The organism is Rhodococcus sp. KB6, assembly GCF_001445685.1.
Classification (GTDB): domain Bacteria; phylum Actinomycetota; class Actinomycetes; order Mycobacteriales; family Mycobacteriaceae; genus Rhodococcus_F; species Rhodococcus_F qingshengii.
In genome coordinates this window covers 135,677-152,744 of sequence record NZ_LNAK01000023.1, presented here as the reverse complement: position 1 = coordinate 152,744, position 17,068 = coordinate 135,677, and the positions used below count along the sequence as shown (strand labels likewise).

At 63.9% G+C, this 17,068-nt stretch carries 14 protein-coding genes; 8 read left to right on the top strand and 6 right to left on the bottom strand.

Annotated features, from left to right (window positions below; all coding sequences use genetic code 11):
• Window positions 1-84 precede the first annotated feature (84 nt).
• Window positions 85-1,431, top strand: coding sequence for a DUF5691 domain-containing protein (locus ASU23_RS05120; protein WP_021344957.1), 1,347 nt, complete (start codon window positions 85-87; stop codon window positions 1,429-1,431).
• Between the two features lie 58 nt (window positions 1,432-1,489).
• On the opposite strand, the gene ASU23_RS05115 is transcribed toward ASU23_RS05120, so the two are convergent.
• The 5 genes from ASU23_RS05115 to ASU23_RS05095 all read right to left on the bottom strand — a co-directional run bounded on the left by ASU23_RS05115 (window position 1,490) and on the right by ASU23_RS05095 (window position 7,739).
• On the bottom strand, window positions 1,490-2,620 hold the full coding sequence (locus ASU23_RS05115; protein WP_030536908.1) for an acyl-CoA dehydrogenase family protein: 1,131 nt from the start codon (window positions 2,618-2,620) through the stop codon (window positions 1,490-1,492).
• A gap of 8 nt (window positions 2,621-2,628) precedes the next feature.
• Window positions 2,629-3,804 carry an acyl-CoA dehydrogenase family protein gene (locus ASU23_RS05110; protein ID WP_007736177.1) on the bottom strand — a complete coding sequence of 392 codons (1,176 nt, stop codon included), beginning with the start codon at window positions 3,802-3,804 and terminating at the stop codon, window positions 2,629-2,631.
• 107 nt (window positions 3,805-3,911) lie between these two features.
• Window positions 3,912-4,358, bottom strand: coding sequence for a hypothetical protein (locus ASU23_RS05105; protein WP_007736175.1), 447 nt, complete (start codon window positions 4,356-4,358; stop codon window positions 3,912-3,914).
• A 68-nt stretch (window positions 4,359-4,426) separates the two neighbouring features.
• On the bottom strand, window positions 4,427-6,961 hold the full coding sequence (locus tag ASU23_RS05100; protein WP_019749299.1) for an ABC transporter permease: 2,535 nt from the start codon (window positions 6,959-6,961) through the stop codon (window positions 4,427-4,429).
• A 4-nt stretch (window positions 6,962-6,965) separates the two neighbouring features.
• Window positions 6,966-7,739: an ABC transporter ATP-binding protein gene (locus ASU23_RS05095; RefSeq protein ID WP_003945134.1), complete on the bottom strand. Its 774-nt coding sequence runs from the start codon at window positions 7,737-7,739 to the stop codon at window positions 6,966-6,968.
• A gap of 262 nt (window positions 7,740-8,001) precedes the next feature.
• On the opposite strand from ASU23_RS05095, the gene ASU23_RS05090 reads away from it, so the two are divergent.
• The 4 genes from ASU23_RS05090 (at window position 8,002) to ASU23_RS05075 (ending at window position 12,641) form a co-directional block, all read left to right on the top strand.
• Window positions 8,002-9,564 (top strand): long-chain-fatty-acid--CoA ligase, encoded by a 1,563-nt coding sequence (locus ASU23_RS05090; RefSeq protein ID WP_058037441.1) that lies wholly within the window; start codon window positions 8,002-8,004, stop codon window positions 9,562-9,564.
• Between the two features lie 22 nt (window positions 9,565-9,586).
• Complete coding sequence (locus tag ASU23_RS05085) at window positions 9,587-9,997, top strand: YchJ family protein (RefSeq protein ID WP_007736170.1); 411 nt, start codon at window positions 9,587-9,589, stop codon at window positions 9,995-9,997.
• A 56-nt stretch (window positions 9,998-10,053) separates the two neighbouring features.
• Window positions 10,054-10,650: a hypothetical protein gene (locus ASU23_RS05080; RefSeq protein WP_007736169.1), complete on the top strand. Its 597-nt coding sequence runs from the start codon at window positions 10,054-10,056 to the stop codon at window positions 10,648-10,650.
• A 92-nt stretch (window positions 10,651-10,742) separates the two neighbouring features.
• A complete protein-coding gene (locus ASU23_RS05075) occupies window positions 10,743-12,641 on the top strand; it encodes an ABC transporter ATP-binding protein (protein ID WP_019749303.1) in 1,899 nt (632 codons plus the stop codon).
• Window positions 12,642-12,765: 124 nt separating this feature from the next.
• Here the strand turns inward: ASU23_RS05075 and ASU23_RS05070 are convergent, their stop codons facing one another.
• Window positions 12,766-14,541: a DEAD/DEAH box helicase gene (locus ASU23_RS05070; protein ID WP_003945121.1), complete on the bottom strand. Its 1,776-nt coding sequence runs from the start codon at window positions 14,539-14,541 to the stop codon at window positions 12,766-12,768.
• Window positions 14,542-14,643: 102 nt separating this feature from the next.
• Here ASU23_RS05070 and ASU23_RS05065 point away from each other — a divergent pair, with 102 nt between their 5' ends.
• The 3 genes from ASU23_RS05065 (at window position 14,644) to ASU23_RS05055 (ending at window position 16,978) form a co-directional block, all read left to right on the top strand.
• Window positions 14,644-15,471: a carbon-nitrogen hydrolase family protein gene (locus tag ASU23_RS05065; RefSeq protein ID WP_058037440.1), complete on the top strand. Its 828-nt coding sequence runs from the start codon at window positions 14,644-14,646 to the stop codon at window positions 15,469-15,471.
• A gap of 55 nt (window positions 15,472-15,526) precedes the next feature.
• Entirely contained in the window at window positions 15,527-16,153 is a 627-nt protein-coding gene (locus ASU23_RS05060) for a phosphoribosyltransferase (protein ID WP_007736162.1), read from the top strand.
• Between the two features lie 126 nt (window positions 16,154-16,279).
• On the top strand, window positions 16,280-16,978 hold the full coding sequence (locus tag ASU23_RS05055) for a hypothetical protein (protein WP_003945151.1): 699 nt from the start codon (window positions 16,280-16,282) through the stop codon (window positions 16,976-16,978).
• Window positions 16,979-17,068: the final 90 nt, after the last annotated feature.

The window sequence follows — 17,068 nt, the reverse complement described above, 5'->3', positions numbered from 1 at the left end:
CCGGTTACCACTGTTCCAGAATCTGCCGACACGCGCCCGACCCCTGCGACCCAGCTCGACGCACCCCTGCCATACCGTAGGCGGGTGACCTCCCTGCGATCAGACGCGCACGCAGGTCACTCGCGCGCATCGAAGACTGATCCAGCAGTTCAACCGCTGCTTCCCGACCTCGCGATCGAACAACTTCAGTCCTTGTTGCAGGTTCGTTCCTGGACTCTCGCGGAATGGTTCGCGATGGCCGACCAACGCGGATTCCTCGCGCCCGCTGCCAGCGTTCCGCTCTTCATGGAAGCCGCGCTGAAGTATCCCGAGCACCGCGAGGCGCTACTTCGCCTCGCCGGTCGACGCGGGCAGTACCTGGCGGAGCAGAACCCGGATTGGGCCCAGCTACGACGAATCGGATCACGCCGGGACGAGCTGTGGCTTTCGCCCGATCCGGACGACCGTACGGCCTGGTTCGATTACATACGTACGGTCGACCCGGAACTGGCGAGCGAAGAGCTCGAGATCGCTTGGGACGACGAGGCCACGGCAAGCCGGCTGCACTTCCTCGACCATCTCGACGTCGGGCTGGGTGAACACGACTACGCGCTCCTCGAGCGTGCACTCGACGATCCAGCCGTGCGGGTCCGTGAGCGTGCAATTCAACTACTACGGCAACTCCCCCGATCTCCGTTTGCCTCTCGAATGGTCACTCGGGCTCGGTCCTGGGTGCGGCTCGAGACGAAGCCCTTGCGGCCGCGCCTTGCCGTCCGATTGCCCGGCTCGCTCGACGACCTCGCATTTCGTGACGGCATCGAAGACGTCCACTACAAGAACAAGGGCATCCGGCGCTGGTGGTTACGGCAAGTCGTGACCGCCACTCCGCTGACGCTGTGGGAATCTATGGCCGGTTCGCCACGCGAGGCCCTCACCATCCCCATCGAGAAGCAATGGCGCGCAGTGATGATCGAATCATGGACTGCTGCAACCGTTCTCCAGAAGAACACCGCGTGGGCGTCGGCATTTCTGGAGCGGGACGGGCGCACGACCGACCGGAGAATCGTCGCCATCGCGGACCCACGCGAGCGCGTCGAGTACATCGTTGCCGGCCACGCGGACGAGTACCTTCTGGGCGTCGACGGCAGCGCACTACTCGACGGCATCGACCGCCCATGGCCCCTGGCCGTCGCCGAAAAGTTGTTGAACGCCTTGGAGAACGAAGCGATGGAGCATGCTGCGACGGGTGAGGACTTGGGCATCCACTCGCGTCACAGTCACTTTTCCACCCTGCGAAGCGTGCAGGCGCGCTTCCCTTTCGACGCCGTACCGCTTCTGCAGGACGCGGCGGCCCGAACGAGTGACCCCGGGTGGCAACACGCATTCACCGACAGCGCCGTCAACATCGAGCAGCGCCGACTCCGCTTGGACGTCCTGCGCAATCACCGCTGAACGACGAAGGGGCCGCATCCTTGGAACGGAATGCGGCCCCTTCGTCGTTCGTGAAAGATCAGACCACGCTGACCATCTCGTGATCAGCCACACCGGCGGCCAACACCCGAAGGTGATCTTCGGTGCTGCCGAGGGTGTGCTCGATGGCGACGAGTCGGCTCACGTAGTGCCCCACCGGGTACTCTGCGGTCATACCGATACCACCATGCATCTGGATCGCCTCCTGGCCGATGAGCCGAGCCGAACGCCCGATCTGCAACTTCACCCGCGAAGCGATCACTGGATCGACGACGCCGTCGGCAAGGGACATCGTTGCGTACAGACTCATGCTGCGTGCCAACTCGAGCGAGACGTACAGGTCGGCGGCGCGGTGTGTCAGTGTCTGGAACTTTGCGAGGGGAACCCCGAATTGCTTACGCGTCTTGAGGTATTCGGTGGTCAGGCGTAGCGCCTCTTCCATCGCTCCGACAGCCTCGGCGCACAGCGCGGCCTGCTCACGGATCTGCGCGGCCTGGATCAGAGCAGTAGCGTCACCGCCCTCACCGAGTGCTTCGGCCGGCGTATCGGTGAACTCGATCTGCGCCCCGCGCAACCCGTCGTGAGTGGCGTAGGACTTGCGTACCAAACCGGAGGCATCGCTCTTGACGAGGAACAGTCCGACGCCACCGCCGGGGAGCGCAGCGCTCACGACCAAGATGTCCGCCGTCGCGCCGTGGCCGACGGGATTCTTGATACCGGTGATGGTCCAGCCGCCGTCGACCTGGGCCGCCGCGGTGGCCCGTTCGGTTGCCGGCCAACGGATTCCGGGTTCCTGGTCGGCGAACGCGAGGAACGTGGTGCCCTCGGCCACTCCGGGAAGAATCGACGAGCGCTGCTCTGCGCTGCCCCCTTCGGAGATGAGCCCGCCCGGCGTCACGACCGCGTCGAGTAGCGGCTCGGGTGCCAAGCGTCGACCGATCTCGGTCATGACCGCGCCGATTTCCACTGGGCCGGCGTCCATGCCGCCGTCGTCCTCGGAGAATGTCAGGCCCAGCAAGCCGACCTCGGCCAACTGCTTCCAGACCTGCGGGCTCCACCCGGGATCGGAGTCGATGATCGCGTTGCGCTTCTCGGCGTCGTAGCTACGCGCGAGGAGATCCTTGGTGGTGTCGCGGAGAAGTTTTTGTTCGTCGTTGAGTTCGAAGTCCATGCCACGCCTCACAATCCGAGGATCGAGGAGGCGATGATGCTGCGCTGCACTTCGCTCGATCCGCTGTAGATGGATACCTTGCGGTAGTTCAGGTACGTCGGGGCAGTGTGCTGCGCCCAGCTCGCGGAGGCGATGTCGCTGCCCGCGTCGTACGGCAGTGAATCAGGGCCGGCCACGTCCATCAACAGTTCGACGCTCGCCTGCTGCAATTCGGAGCCACGAAGCTTGAGCAGCGACGACGCCGGGTTCGGCTGGCCGTCAGCGGAACTGGCTACCACCCGGAGCTGAGTGAGCTCGAGGGCAAGCAATTCGTTTTCGAGTTCGGCGAGGCGAGCAGCGAAGAGCGGATCTTCGAGCAGTGTTCCGTTACCGACCTTGACCTCGGCAGCGCGAGCCTTGGCCTGGGCCAGACGAACCTTCGAGAAACCGACGCGGGTGACACCGGTTCGCTCGTTGCCGAGCAGGAACTTGGCGTAGCCCCAGCCCTGGTTCTCTTCACCGACCAGGTTCTCTCCCGGAACGCGGACGTCCTCGAAGAACACTTCGTTGACCTCGTAGCCGCCGTCGATCAGCTTGATCGGGCGGACCGTGACGCCAGGCGTCTTCAGATCGACAAGGATGAACGAGATGCCGGCCTGACGCTTGGGCGCATCGGGATTGGTGCGCACGAGGCAGAAGATCCAGTCGGCGTACTGTCCCAGCGTCGTCCAGGTCTTCTGACCATTGATGACCCAGTCGTCGCCGTCGCGGACCGCACGGGTCTTGAGCGAAGCGAGATCGGAACCGGCCTCGGGTTCGGAGAATCCCTGGCACCACCAGATGTCGAGGTTCGCAGTCGCCGGAAGGAACTTCTCCTTCTGCTCCTGCGAGCCGAAGGCCGCGATGACCGGACCGACCATGTTGGCGTTGAACGCCAAAGGTTCGGGAACCGACGCAAGCTGCAGTTCGTCGAGCCAGATGTTGTGCTGGACCGGGGTCCAGTCCTTGCCGCCCCACTCGACCGGCCAGTGCGGTACCGCCAGACCGTGAGCGTTGAGGATCTGCTGCGCCTCGACCATACGGTCGCGCCCCAACTCCTCGCCGTGGGCGTACGCCTCCCTGATGTCCGCGGGGATTTGCGTACGGAAGAACGTCCGCATCTCGTCGCGGAACGCTAGTTCCTCGTCGGTCAATGCCAGGTTCATCGGGATTCCTTCGCACTCGAAACCGGATTCATGTTCGGTTCGACCGTACCCCGACAGCTATGGAGGCGGAACAGGTACCGCAAAAGACGGCACTCGGGGCCGACCTCCTACACGGTTTTCAGGACCAACAGGTAACCCCCGCCCGCGGCGTCGATGCTTGTTTCGACATTCAACGCGGGAGCCAGACGCGACAACCGATCGATCAGCCAATCCGACGCTTCCTGGGCGTCGTCCTTGCCGGGGCAGCGAGCGACGGCGACGCGGCCACCCTTTCGCTCGAGCTGCTCCACGACCCCGATGATCGGAGCGGGATCCACGACGAACAGCCGATCCGGCCATTCCACAACAGGTTTGACCGCACCCTTCTTGGTGTTGCATGCGCGGTGCGCCAAGCGTTCGACGCCGCCTTTGGTCTTGCCACCCTTTTTTGCGGTGTTGATGCTGTCGATACTCGGGCCGCGCGGATCATTGACGGACATGTCGGGATCGACCGGTTCGTCACACAGCCAGCAGCGCCAGGATTCACGTTCGCCGACTTCTTGAAGGGTGCTCATGTGGCAACGGTACCGTGCGCACTTTCGGCTGCTTCCGCTACCAAAAGTGCGCACGGGGGCCGAAGGCCCTACATGTCTGCAATCGCCTCGAGCGGCTTCGTCTTGGCCGCTCGGTTGGCCGGCCACAGCGCCGCCAAGACACCCACCACACCCGAGCCGATCAGCATTCCGACCACCTGACCCCACGGGATCGTGATCTTGTCGAGGCCCTGATCCGCGAGAGTGCTCACGAAGGCCCAACCGAACGCGATGCCGAGAACAACTCCGACCGCCGCGCCGTACACCGCGATGAGCACCGACTCGAGGTAGATCGTGCGTCGCATCTGTCCGCGCTGCATGCCGACAGCTCGCAGCATTCCGATTTCTCGTCGCCGCTCGACCACCGACAGTGCCAGGGTGTTGATGATGCCCAGGATTGCGATCACGACCGCGAGTGCAAGCAGTCCGTAGAGGATCGCCAACAACGTGTTGATCTGCTGGCCCTGAGTTCCCTTGAACTCCTCACGATCCTGCACCTGGACGACGACGTACTTCTCCGTGGCCGTTTCGAGCTCGGATCGCAGCGTTGTCAGATCCGCGCCAGGCTTCGCCTTCACCAGCACCACGAAGTCCGGCAGACTCTCGGCCGGCATCAGCTTCCTGTACGCCTCGTCCGAGACGATCCACGAGCCGATCAGCTGGTTGTCCTCGAACACTCCCGCGACAACGGTCTGGTACTCGACGCCGCCAGGACCGGTCAACGTCTGGGTCGAGCCGACAGTCCAGCCCTTGTCATCCGCAGTCGACTTCGAGACGAGCATGTTGTTGCCGGTCAGATCGACCGTGCCCTCGAGGATCTTGTACTCGAGCACGCCTTCGATCGGGCCGTCGAACGAAGCGCCCTGCTCGTCCTCACCGTCGACCTTCGCACGCACTCCGTGCAACGACGTCGCGCTCTGCACGTCGGGCACCTGTCGGACCGCGTCGGCCGCACCTCGCGGCACGCCGATCGCGTTGGGACCGGTCAGGATGTAGTCGGCCGAAACACCCACGTCGACAAGAGCATTGATGCTCGCCTTGGCCGAGGAACCGAACACTCCGATGACCGTCACCAGCATCAGACCGAGAGTCAACGCGAATGCCGTTGCGGCCGTGCGACGGGGATTGCGCACCGCATTGGTACGAGCCAATCGCCCGATGGCACCGAACGGCTTGGCGAACACGGCACCGAGCGCGCCGACGATCGGCCGCGACAGCGCGGGAGCCCCGAGAAGCACCGCGATGATCAACGAGAACGCACCGAGGCCTACGATCAGCGCCGCGCCGCCGCCGGTACCGCGAGAGCCGAACACGAGCAGTGCCACACCGATCACGCCGAGAATCGCACCGATCAACGTCCGCACTCGCAGTGAGTCGCCGGTGGAGGCGAACTCCTCACGCATGGCCGCCACCGGCGGGATCTTCGACGCACGACGAGCCGGGGCGTAAGCGCTGAGCGTCGTGACGACGACGCCGACCACCAACGCGACGATGATCGTGCGGGCACCCACCTGGAGCGGGCCTTCCGGCAGACCGACGTCGAATGTGTTGAGGAGACTGCGCAATCCGTAGGCGAGACCGATACCGCCGAGCAGACCGATGATGCTGCCGATGAGTCCGACCACGAGCGCCTCGGTGACCACCGAACGGCCGACCTGCGCTCGGCTCGCACCGATCGCACGCAGCAGCGCCAGCTCACGAAGACGCTGCGCCACGATCATCGAGAAGGTGTTGTAGATGATGAACGTTCCGACGAGCAGAGCAATCGCGCCGAACGCCAACAGGAAGTAGTTGATGAAGCTCAGCGCCGAGTCGACCTCGGCCTTGGTCTCCTCACGAACCTGGTCGCCGGTCTGCACCTTGAGATCGGGGAAAACCTGCTCGACGCGTTGCTGCAGTTCCGTCTGCGACACCCCGTCGCCCGCGACGTCGATGTACTCGACGTGTTGGCCGTCGGTGAAGAGTCCACGGGCCTGCTCGTCGGTGAAGAGCGCGCCGATGAACCCGCCGGTGTCACTGCCCGCCCCCTCGTAGATACCGGACAACGTCACGTCCACGATTCCGCGGGCCGGTGCCAGAACCTTGGCGGAGTCCCCCACCTTCAGTCCGGCTCGCTCGGCGGCGCTGGTGTTCAGCGCGACCTGACCGGTCTGCGTCGGAGGCGCGCCCTCGACGAAGGTGTCGGGTTCGGCAATCGCCTGGCCCGGCGGTAGGTAGGACTGACCGATACTCGGCGCGCCGCCGGTCTGAACAGCGCCGCCGTCTGCGTTGATCAGGACGATCTGTCCACTGACGGCCGGGGCTACCGCTCGAACGCCGTCGACTGCGGCAAGTTTGTCGACATCCTCGACCGGGACGCCACTGGTGTTGCGCTCTTCCATCGATACCCGGACGTCGACGCCCTGGGCGGTGTTCTCGAAGATCGAATCGAAAGTCTTCTGGAGGGTGTCGGTGAAAACGAACGACCCCGCGACAAAAGCCGTGCCAAGCACCACGGAGAGAACCGTCAGCGCAAGTCGCACCTTGTGTGCCGCCAAGTTGCGCAGGGAAACCTTGCGCATCGGCGAGTTACTTACCGAAGCCATGTGCTCAAGCCCCGGCTTCCACGTTCACGACCGCCTGCGGAGCGTCCAGACGCTTCATCCGGTCGAGGACCGAATCCGCCGTAGGCTCGCGCAATTCGTCGACGATCTTGCCGTCCGCGAGGAACACCACCCGGTCGGCATACGCCGCTGCCCGCGGATCGTGCGTCACGATCACCACGGTCTGGTTGAACTCGTCGACGGCCGCCCGCAGGATCGAGAGCACCTCACCGGAGGACTTCGAATCGAGGTTTCCGGTCGGCTCGTCGCCGAAGATGATCTCCGGCTGACCCGCCAGCGCACGCGCACACGCCACACGCTGCTGCTGACCACCCGAGAGCTCTCCCGGCCGATGATCGAGGCGATCCCCGAGACCCAGCTTGGTCAGGACGCTGTTCAACCAGGTCGGGTCCGCTTTGCGTCCCGCGATGTCGAGCGGCAACGTGATGTTCTCGAGCGCGGTCAGGGTCGGCACCAGGTTGAACGCCTGGAAAACGAAACCGATGCGATCGCGTCGCAATTGGGTCATCTGTTTGTCGGAAAGCGTCGTGAGTTCCGTGTCACCGATGAGAACAGAACCCGAACTGGCGGAATCCAGACCGGCGAGGCAATGCATCAGCGTCGACTTACCGGAACCGGACGGCCCCATGATCGCCGTGAACTCACCGCGGGCGAAATCTGCGGACACCGAACTGAGGGCGTGCACCTGGGTATCTCCGGTGCCGTAGGTCTTGGACAGGCCGACTGCGCGGGCCGCGACATCCTGGGCGTGCGAACTCATGATCGCCTTTCCTGTTCACTTCGGTGCTACTTTGCGGGCGTGACGGGCGCCCGTGAAAACACGGACGCCCGCAATGGTTGGTTCCATCCTGTCGGGTGGCGGGCGCGCCCGCCATCGGGGACCACCCTGATATCTGCGGCCGAGCCGGTCAGGGTCGGGGGAATGCGACCCCTCCTGCTTGTGCGCATTGACTGGAAACAGCGATACGAAGACCGGGCGCACATTAACCTTGTGACACCAATCACACGAGAGAGGCGGCCGAATGTCCGACGCCACCGCTGGAATCATTTTCGATCGGCTAGAGCACTGGGCGACGGTCAAGCCTGATCAAGCAGCGATGACCTTCCAAGGGACCGAATTCACGTGGGCTCAGTGGCGGGACCGCATCTTGCGTATCGCCGCCGCCCTCGCCGAATCAGGCATCGGTGCCGGCGACACTGTCGCGTTCGTCGACAAGAATCATCTGTCCTGTCTCGAAGTCACCTACGCCGCCTCACTACTCGGCGCCGCGAATGTCGTTCCCAACTGGCGACTTTCGAGCGAAGAGCTGGATTACGTTCTCGCGGACTGTGGCGCTCGCATTCTGTTCGTCGGCAGCGAACTACTCCCCCAGGTCGTCGCGATGCGAGACCGCTTGACGGCCGTCGAATCGATCTTCGCCGTCGGCGGTGAACACGACGAATTCGAGCCGTGGATCGACGAGGTCACACCGCTGCACGCCCGCCCCGAGGTGAGCCCCGATGCCACCGCTCTGGTTCTCTACAGTTCCGGGACGACCGGTCGCCCCAAGGGTGTCCAGCTCACGCATCGAAACCTGTTCGCGCACAGCAACAATGTCCTCGAAATCCTGCCGGCCCACGAGGATCACCGATTCTTGATCGCGATGCCGATGTTCCACGTCGGCGGAACGTGCTACGCCATCATGGCAATTCACACCGGTGGCCGCTGTTACTTCACGAGAGAAGCCGACGGACCGTCGATCTTCGCCGGTCTCGCCGCCGGAGCCAACATCGCCTTTCTCGTCCCACCGGTCATTGCCGGAGTCCTGGCCGCAGGCGAGCAGGCGGTCGCCGCCTTCAAAGCATTCAAACGCATCACCTACGGCGCCGCCCCCATGCCGCTCCCACTGTTGCGCGCGGCACTCGCAGCGTGGCCGGACACCGAATTCGTGCAGGTCTACGGCATGACCGAAATGGCAGGCGTCATTACCGCGTTGATGCCGGACGTTCACCGCGACGAGTCGCAGGTCGAGCGCATGGCATCAGCAGGTACGGCGATCCCCGGCGTCGAGATGCGCGTGGTGGACCCCGTCACGCTCGAGGACGTGCCCACCGGAACGACCGGTGAACTGTGGTGGCGATCCGAACAGTGCACACCCGGATACCTGGGCAAGCCTGAGGCGACGGCCGAAACGATTACCGCAGACGGGTGGCTACGTAGCGGCGACATGGGCCGCGCCGACTCCGGCGGCTTCGTCTTCATCGAGGACCGCCTCAAGGACATGATCATCACCGGCGGCGAGAACGTCTACTCCCCCGAGATCGAACGAGTACTGGTGGAGCATCCGGCAATCGCCGAGGTCGCGGTCATCGGCGTTCCCGACGACCGTTGGGGTGAAACCGTCAAGGCTGTCGTGGTTCTCACTGCCGAAGCGCAGATCGACGAAGCCGAACTGATCACCTATACACAGGAACGCCTCGCAAAGTTCAAGTGCCCGACCAGTATCGACGTCGTCGAGATCCTTCCCCGCAATCCCACCGGAAAGATCCTCAAACGCGACCTCCGCAAACCGTACTGGGAGAACCGCGAACACAAACTGGTCTGAGTTCGCGTGCTGTAATGGGGCGGTGACTTCGCGCCGCCCCACCACACCCAATCCGACCGATCCGTGCCCGTGCGGCAGCGGCAACGCGTTGGCCGAATGCTGCGGCAAGTACATCAGCGGAGTAGCGCACGCACCGACCGCCGAAACCCTGATGCGTTCGCGTTACACGGCTTTCGCTGTGATGGACGACGAATATCTCACGCAGACTTGGCATCCCGACCATCGCCCAGCCCAACTCGATCTCGACCCCGACCAGAAATGGCTCCGGTTGGAGATCCTGGACACCGAACGGGGCGGGCTGTTCGATTCCGACGGCGTCGTGGAATTTCGCGCTCACTACACATTCGGACGCGAGCGGGGAATGCTCCACGAACGCAGTCGATTTGCGCGAACAGAGGGTAAGTGGCTCTATGTCGACGGCGATATCGGTTAGGTAACTCCGGGCACCGCCGCCGCGGATCCCGATAACGCGAGCCCTACGATCGAGTCATGACAACGAACCGGACGAGATCATTTGCCGCTGTCGCTGCCATCGCAGTGGGCGTGAGCCTGACTGCCTGTTCGCAGGACGCGGAGACCACTCCCACGGCAGCCACCTCGGCCGTCACCTCGACCTCGACCTCGAGTGCAGCAGCGTCGACCACAGAACCAGTCCCGACGGACAGCTCCGACAAGACGTCGGCTGCGGGCACCGAATCCAAGCTCACCGTCGTCGACATCCGAGTGGGCGAGCACGACGGATTCGATCGTGTCGTCTACGAAATGGGCGGAACCGGCACACCCGGTTGGCGCGTCAAGTACGTCGACGCGGCGACGCAGGAAGGCAGCGGTAAGCCCGTGGACATCAAGGGTGCCGCAGTGATCCAGGTCCTGATCGACGGTTCCGCATATCCCTTCGACAGCGGAGTCGAGCAGTACTCCGGCCCCAACCCGGTCCCCGGCGTCGGCGGAGTCGTGACCGAGGTCAACGGGTCCAACGTCTTCGAGGGAGTCACGCAGTCGTTCATCGGCGTGACCGAGAAGCAGCCGTTCACGGTCACGACGCTCAGCGACCCTCCTCGCGTGGTGGTCGACGTGGCCCGCTGAGGCCGCACTTGACCTGAAGTTTGGTTGAGGTTCTACCTTCGTGTCGTACCGGCCACGTAATCTTCGTGGCCGGCGACCGGAGGGGCGAAGTCATGAGTATGGAAGTCACCGCGTGGAACGCGATGTACAACGCGATGCACGCGCAAGAAGATCGGCGCCCGTTCTCGAAGGCGACACTGAAGCGGATCGCGACGTTCGCAGTTCCACAGAAACGCAACCTCAGCTGGTACCTCGTACTGAGTGTCGTCACTGCTGCGCTTGCCGTGGCAACACCTGTCCTGGCCGGGCGCGTGGTCAACGCGATAGTCGGCGGCGACGCCGTCGACGTGGTCGTCAAACTTGCCGCCCTGATCGCACTGGTTGCACTTCTCGAAGCCGCTCTGGGACTGTTGACCCGGTGGCTCTCGGCCAGCATCGGCGAAGACCTGATCCTGCATCTGCGCACCACCGTCTTCGATCACGTCCAGAAGATGCCCATCGCGTTCTTCACCAGAACTCGAACCGGAGCACTGGTCAGCCGTCTCAACAACGACGTCATCGGCGCTCAGCGCGCCTTCAGCGACACCTTGTCCGGAGTGGTCAGCAATCTGGTCACCCTGGTGATCACGCTGATCGTCATGCTCGGGATCTCCTGGCAGATCACCGTCCTCGCGCTGCTACTTCTCCCGATCTTCGTCATCCCCGCACGGCGCATGGGCGCAAAACTTGCAGCACTCAATCGTGAAGCAGCCAACCATAATTCGCTCATGAGCACCCAGATGACGGAGCGGTTCTCCGCTCCCGGCGCGACTCTGGTCAAGCTGTTCGGCCGCCCGTCGCAAGAATCTGCGGAGTTCGCGGTTCGCGCCAGGCGTGTGCGCAACATCGGAGTCCGGACCGCAATGCTGCAGTCCGTCTTCGTCACAGCGCTGACGCTGGTCTCGGCCCTTGCTCTTGCCCTCGTCTACGGACTCGGCGGTTTCTACGCGCTGCGCGGACAGTTGGACGCAGGCGCCGTCGTGGCGATGGCATTGTTGTTGACGCGGCTGTACTCGCCGTTGACCGCACTGGCCAGCGCCCGGGTGGACGTCATGAGCGCCCTGGTCAGCTTCGAGCGGGTATTCGAGATTCTCGATCTGGCGCCGCTCATCACCGAGAAGCCCGATGCACGCACGGTGCCGCAGGGCCCGGTGTCCGTCGAGTTCAAGAACGTCACTTTTGCTTACCCATCCGCGGACAAGGTGTCTCTCGCGTCCCTGGAGGAAGTCGCGATCCTCGACACCCGCGGCGGCGAGGACGTGTTGCACGACCTGTCGTTCCGCACCGAAGCAGGACAGATGGTCGCCTTGGTCGGCACGTCCGGTGCCGGAAAGTCGACCGTGGCGCAGATGATTCCGCGCCTCTACGACATCGACTCCGGTTCGGTCGAGTTGGGCGGCGTCGACGTCCGCGACCTCAGTGCCGATTCCATCCGGGAGACCGTCGGCATGGTCACGCAGGACGGGCACCTGTTCCACGAGAGCCTTCGATCCAACCTGCTCCTTGCACGACCGGATGCCACCGAAGAAGATCTGCGTGAGGTTCTGGAGCGCGCACGGCTCACCGACCTGGTTGCGTCGCTGCCCGACGGACTGGAGACCGTGGTGGGTGAACGCGGTTACCGCCTCTCGGGCGGCGAGCGTCAACGCCTGACCATCGCACGCCTGCTCCTGGCCCAGCCTCGCGTCGTCATCTTGGACGAGGCCACCGCGCATCTCGACTCGACGTCGGAAGCTGCGGTTCAGGAAGCACTCGGCGAAGCACTCGCCGGGCGGACTGCGGTGGTGATCGCTCACCGATTGTCGACGATCCGTTCCGCGGACCTGATCCTTGTCGTCGAGGCAGGCCAGATCGTCGAGCGCGGCAACCATGAGGAACTGCTCGCGCGCGGCGGCCGCTACGCCGAGTTGTACCGCACGCAGTTCGACACCAACGCCCGGAAGAACGGCGCCCTCGCACCGACGCCGATCTGATACCGCGCAGCGCCTTGCCCCCCCACACAGAAAAGCCTTGCCCCCCACACAGAAAACAGGCGCTGTCCTCCTCGCGGAGGGCAGCGCCTGTTTCAGTCTTCATGACAGTCGTTGAAGCTGTATGTCAGTCGTTGTAGCGATCGCGTCCGCCACCGCGGCGGTCGTCACGTCCACCACGATCGTCCCGGCCACCACGGTCGCCACGGCCACTCGGACGACCCTGCGGCGGCCCGAAATCAGGCTGCAGCTGGATCAGGACGCCGGAGATGCGTGTGCGACGCAAAGCTTCGAGAGTCTCGTTGGAGAGGTCGGCCGGCAGCTCGACGATGCTGTGATCCGGGCGAATGCTGATGTGCCCGAAGTCGCTTCGACGAAGCCCACCCTCGTTGGCGATGGCACCGACGATGGCACCCGGAACGACGCGGTGACGCTTGCCGACTGCAATGCGGTACGCGGCCAGCTCCTGGCCCTCGGGCCCACGCGAGCGCGGGGCCGGGCCATCGTCGAAACGACGGGGAGGACGTGGTTCACGAGGCTCGCGCTCACGACGCGGCGGTGCCGGCGGCTCGGGAGAAAGCAAGAATGCTTCGCCGTCGCGCGACTGCAACGCCAGAGCGGCAGCGATGTCGATGAGCGGAACGTCGTGTTCCTGGTCGTAGTCCTCGATCATCTTGCGGAACATCGCGAGATTCTCCGAGGCCAGGCTCTCGGTGATGGAGTCACCGAACTTGGCCACGCGCTGGGCGTTGACGTCGTCGACACTGGGAAGCTGCATCTCCGCAAGCGGCTGACGGGTCGCCTTCTCGATGGACTTGAGCAGATGACGCTCACGCGGGGCGACGAACAGCAACGCGTCACCCTGACGACCGGCGCGGCCGGTACGACCGATGCGGTGGACGTACGACTCCGTGTCATGAGGGATGTCGTAGTTGACGACGTGGGAGATTCGATCCACGTCGAGGCCTCGAGCAGCAACGTCGGTCGCGACGAGGATGTCGAGGGCTCCGTTCTTGAGCTGACCGATGGTCCGCTCACGCTGGGCCTGGACGATGTCACCGTTGATCGCGGCAGCCGAGTGCCCGCGGGCGCGCAGCTTCTCCGCCAGGTCTTCGGTGGCCTGCTTGGTACGGACGAAGATGATCATCGCCTCGAATGCCTCGACCTCGAGGACTCGGGTCAGTGCATCGAGCTTGCGCTGATGAGCAACCTGAATGTAGCGCTGCGTGATGTTCGAGGCGGTCGACGTCTTGGACTTGACGGTGATCTCGACCGGATTGTTCAGGTACTGCTTCGAGATCCGGCGAATCGAGCCGGGCATCGTTGCGGAGAACAGGGCGACCTGCTTGTCGCCGGGGGTGTCGCGGAGGATGCGCTCGACGTCCTCCTGGAACCCCATCTTGAGCATCTCGTCGGCCTCGTCGAGAACGAGGTACTTGAGATTGGTCAGATCCAGGGTGCCCTTTTCGAGATGGTCGATGACACGACCCGGGGTACCGACGACGACGTGTGCGCCGCGGCGCAGGCCCGACAGCTGGACGCCGTAGCTCTGGCCACCGTAGATCGGCAGGACGTTGAGTCCGGGGATGTGCGCGGAGTACTTGCCGAAGGCCTCGGCAACCTGAAGCGCCAGCTCACGCGTGGGAGCAAGCACCAGCGCCTGGGTCTGCTTGATCGACGTGTCGATCCGCGACAGAACGGGAACTGCGAAGGCTGCGGTCTTGCCGGTACCGGTCTGTGCGAGACCGACGACGTCCTTGCCTTCGAGCAGTGGCGGAATGGTGGCAGCCTGAATGGGCGAGGGCGACTCGTAGCCCACGTCTGACAGTGCCTTCAGTACCCGATCATCGATGTCGAGGTCGGCAAATGTTGGGGGTTCGGGGTCACGCTCAATATCACTCATTTGACCAGCAGTTTAGCGGATAGAGTATAGACACGACGACATACCGGGGGTGCATTTACGACAGATCCACCCTCCCAGCGGGTTTCGCCTAGCGTAGGAAGCATGACCGCAGCCACCGCAGCCACCCCCTCCCAGACCGTTGTCGCGATTGCCCAATTCGCCCCGGGGACGGACAAGAAAGCCAACCTCGAATCACTGCGATCACTGGCTTCCGATGCAGCAGCACGCGGCGCGAAAGTTGTCGTGGCGCCGGAATACTCGATGTTCACCGCACCGAAGACGGATGAGCGTTTGATCGAGTCCGCGGAGGACCTGGACGGCGAATTCGGTTCGGCGCTGGCGTCGGTCGCCGCGGAGTTCGGAATCTTCCTCGTGGCAGGAATGAACGAGCGGATCGACGACGTGAGCAGAATCTCCAACACCCTCGTCGCGATGGACCCGAACGGCGAACTGGTGGCGACCTACCGGAAGCTGCATCTCTACGACGCTTTCGGTTACCAGGAGTCGGCCGTGATCCGCGCGGGCGAGATCACCGAACCGCAGACTTTCGGGTGCGACGGCCTGACCTTCGGCCTCCAGACCTGCTACGACCTGCGCTTCCCGGAAGTCACCCGGCGCATCGTCGACGTCGGCGCAGACATCTTGCTCCTGCCCGCCCAGTGGGTGCCGGGGCCGCTCAAGGAAGACCACTGGACCACTCTCGTGCGCGCCCGGGCCATCGAGAACACGATGTACATCGCAGCGGCAGATCAGAGCGCGCGCGGCGGCGCGGGTGCCAGCATGATCGTCGACCCGATGGGCGTCGTGATGTGTTCACTTGGCGAGCAGGTCGGGGTCGCCACCGCACTCGTTTCGGCTGCTCGCATCACCGAGGTACGCGAGAAGAATCCCGCTCTCGCGCTGCGGAGGTTCACAGTCTCGTCGCGGTGACCTGCAGCGAGTAGCGTCGAACTGGTCGGGGTTCGAGCTTCTCGAGGACAACGCAGTGACCCAGTATCGGGATCGATCTTCCGCCGGCAAATTTCTGGCCGGGCGGCTCGAGACCTTGCGTATCGACAAGCCCGTCGTTCTCGGACTCCCGCGCGGCGGAGTTCCGGTCGCAGCCGAAGTGGCTGCGGCACTGAACGCTCCGCTCGACATCGTGGTGGTGCGCAAGCTCGGCAGTCCGTACAACCCGGAACTGGCGATGGGCGCCATCGGTGAGGGCGGCGTGCGGGTCCTCAACCACGACGTCATCGCAGCGGTTCGCGTCTCGAAAAGAGAACTCGTCGCCGTCGAACGCGACGAGCGAACCGAATTGGAACGGCGGGCGCATCTCCTGCGCGAGGGGCGGACCCCGGTTTCCCTCCACGGACGCACTGCGGTGATCGTCGACGACGGAATGGCTACGGGCGCGAGTGCCGCGGTTGCCTGCCGATGCGCGCGCACCGCGGGTGCTGCCGCCGTGATCGTCGCGGTCCCAGTAGCGTCCCCCGAAGCCATGAGAGTGATCGCGTGCTCCGCCGATCGGGTCGTCTGCCCCTTCGTTCCTGCCCTGTTAGGCGGCGTCGGTGCTGCATTCGAGGACTTCCATCAACTCAGCGACGACGAAGTACTGTCCTTCCTCGCCTGAGTGCACACCTCTCCAGCCTGAGCACAGTCCAAGAGATCTCTGAGAATTTGTGATGTGTGCAACATTTCGCTCCTCGGTGCCGATAGCCCAAATGGAACAAAAAGAATTCGGCTTTCTGGAGGAACCGTGACCATCTCGACCGATACCGTCGACGCCGTCGCAGCTGCGTGCCGTGACCGCCTGGGCGACCCTTCCGCCTGGGTTGCGTCAGACGCTTATCGACAGAGCCTCGCCCTGTGCATCATCGAATCCGTTCAGTCCACGTCGGGCCACAGCGAAGTGACCGTCGTCGATCGCTACCTGGCGTACCGGAAAGCCCGCGAGGACAAACCCGTCACGGATGGCGCACGCGAACTACTCCGCACCTTCGAGGAAGCCGGCAGTTCGGACCAGTGGGCAGGCAAGATCGGCTCGTACAAGCGTCGCTACACGGCGACGGGTGTCCCGATCGAGGCACGGCACATCCAACAGGTCGCCGAGAAACTCCATCACTTGCGGATCAACAGCGTCGAGGACCTGCTGTCGGCCGCCGATTCCGACAACGCTCTCGAAGCCGTTCACCATGCCTGGGTGGACGCGTGCGGAGACGGTTCCGAAGTGACCTGGGCCCACCTGTTGATGTTGGCCGGAATTCCGCACACCGATCTGGGGACCGCTGCCGACACCTTCATCAGCGCGACACTCGGCACCACCGAGTTGCCGGGAGACACCTCGGAGATCCTTGCAGCTACTGCAGAGCAACTCGGAGTGGATCCGGACCGATTGGACTACGCAATTCGGCGGTGGCTGTCCGTGCACGGTCGCACGCTCCAACACGTCGCCTGAGTACCTGTAAACAGGCGGTCACACTAAACTGCAGGTCAGCGCCCGACCAGTTCTACCGAATAGTAACGACAGTGCAAAATGACGACTAAT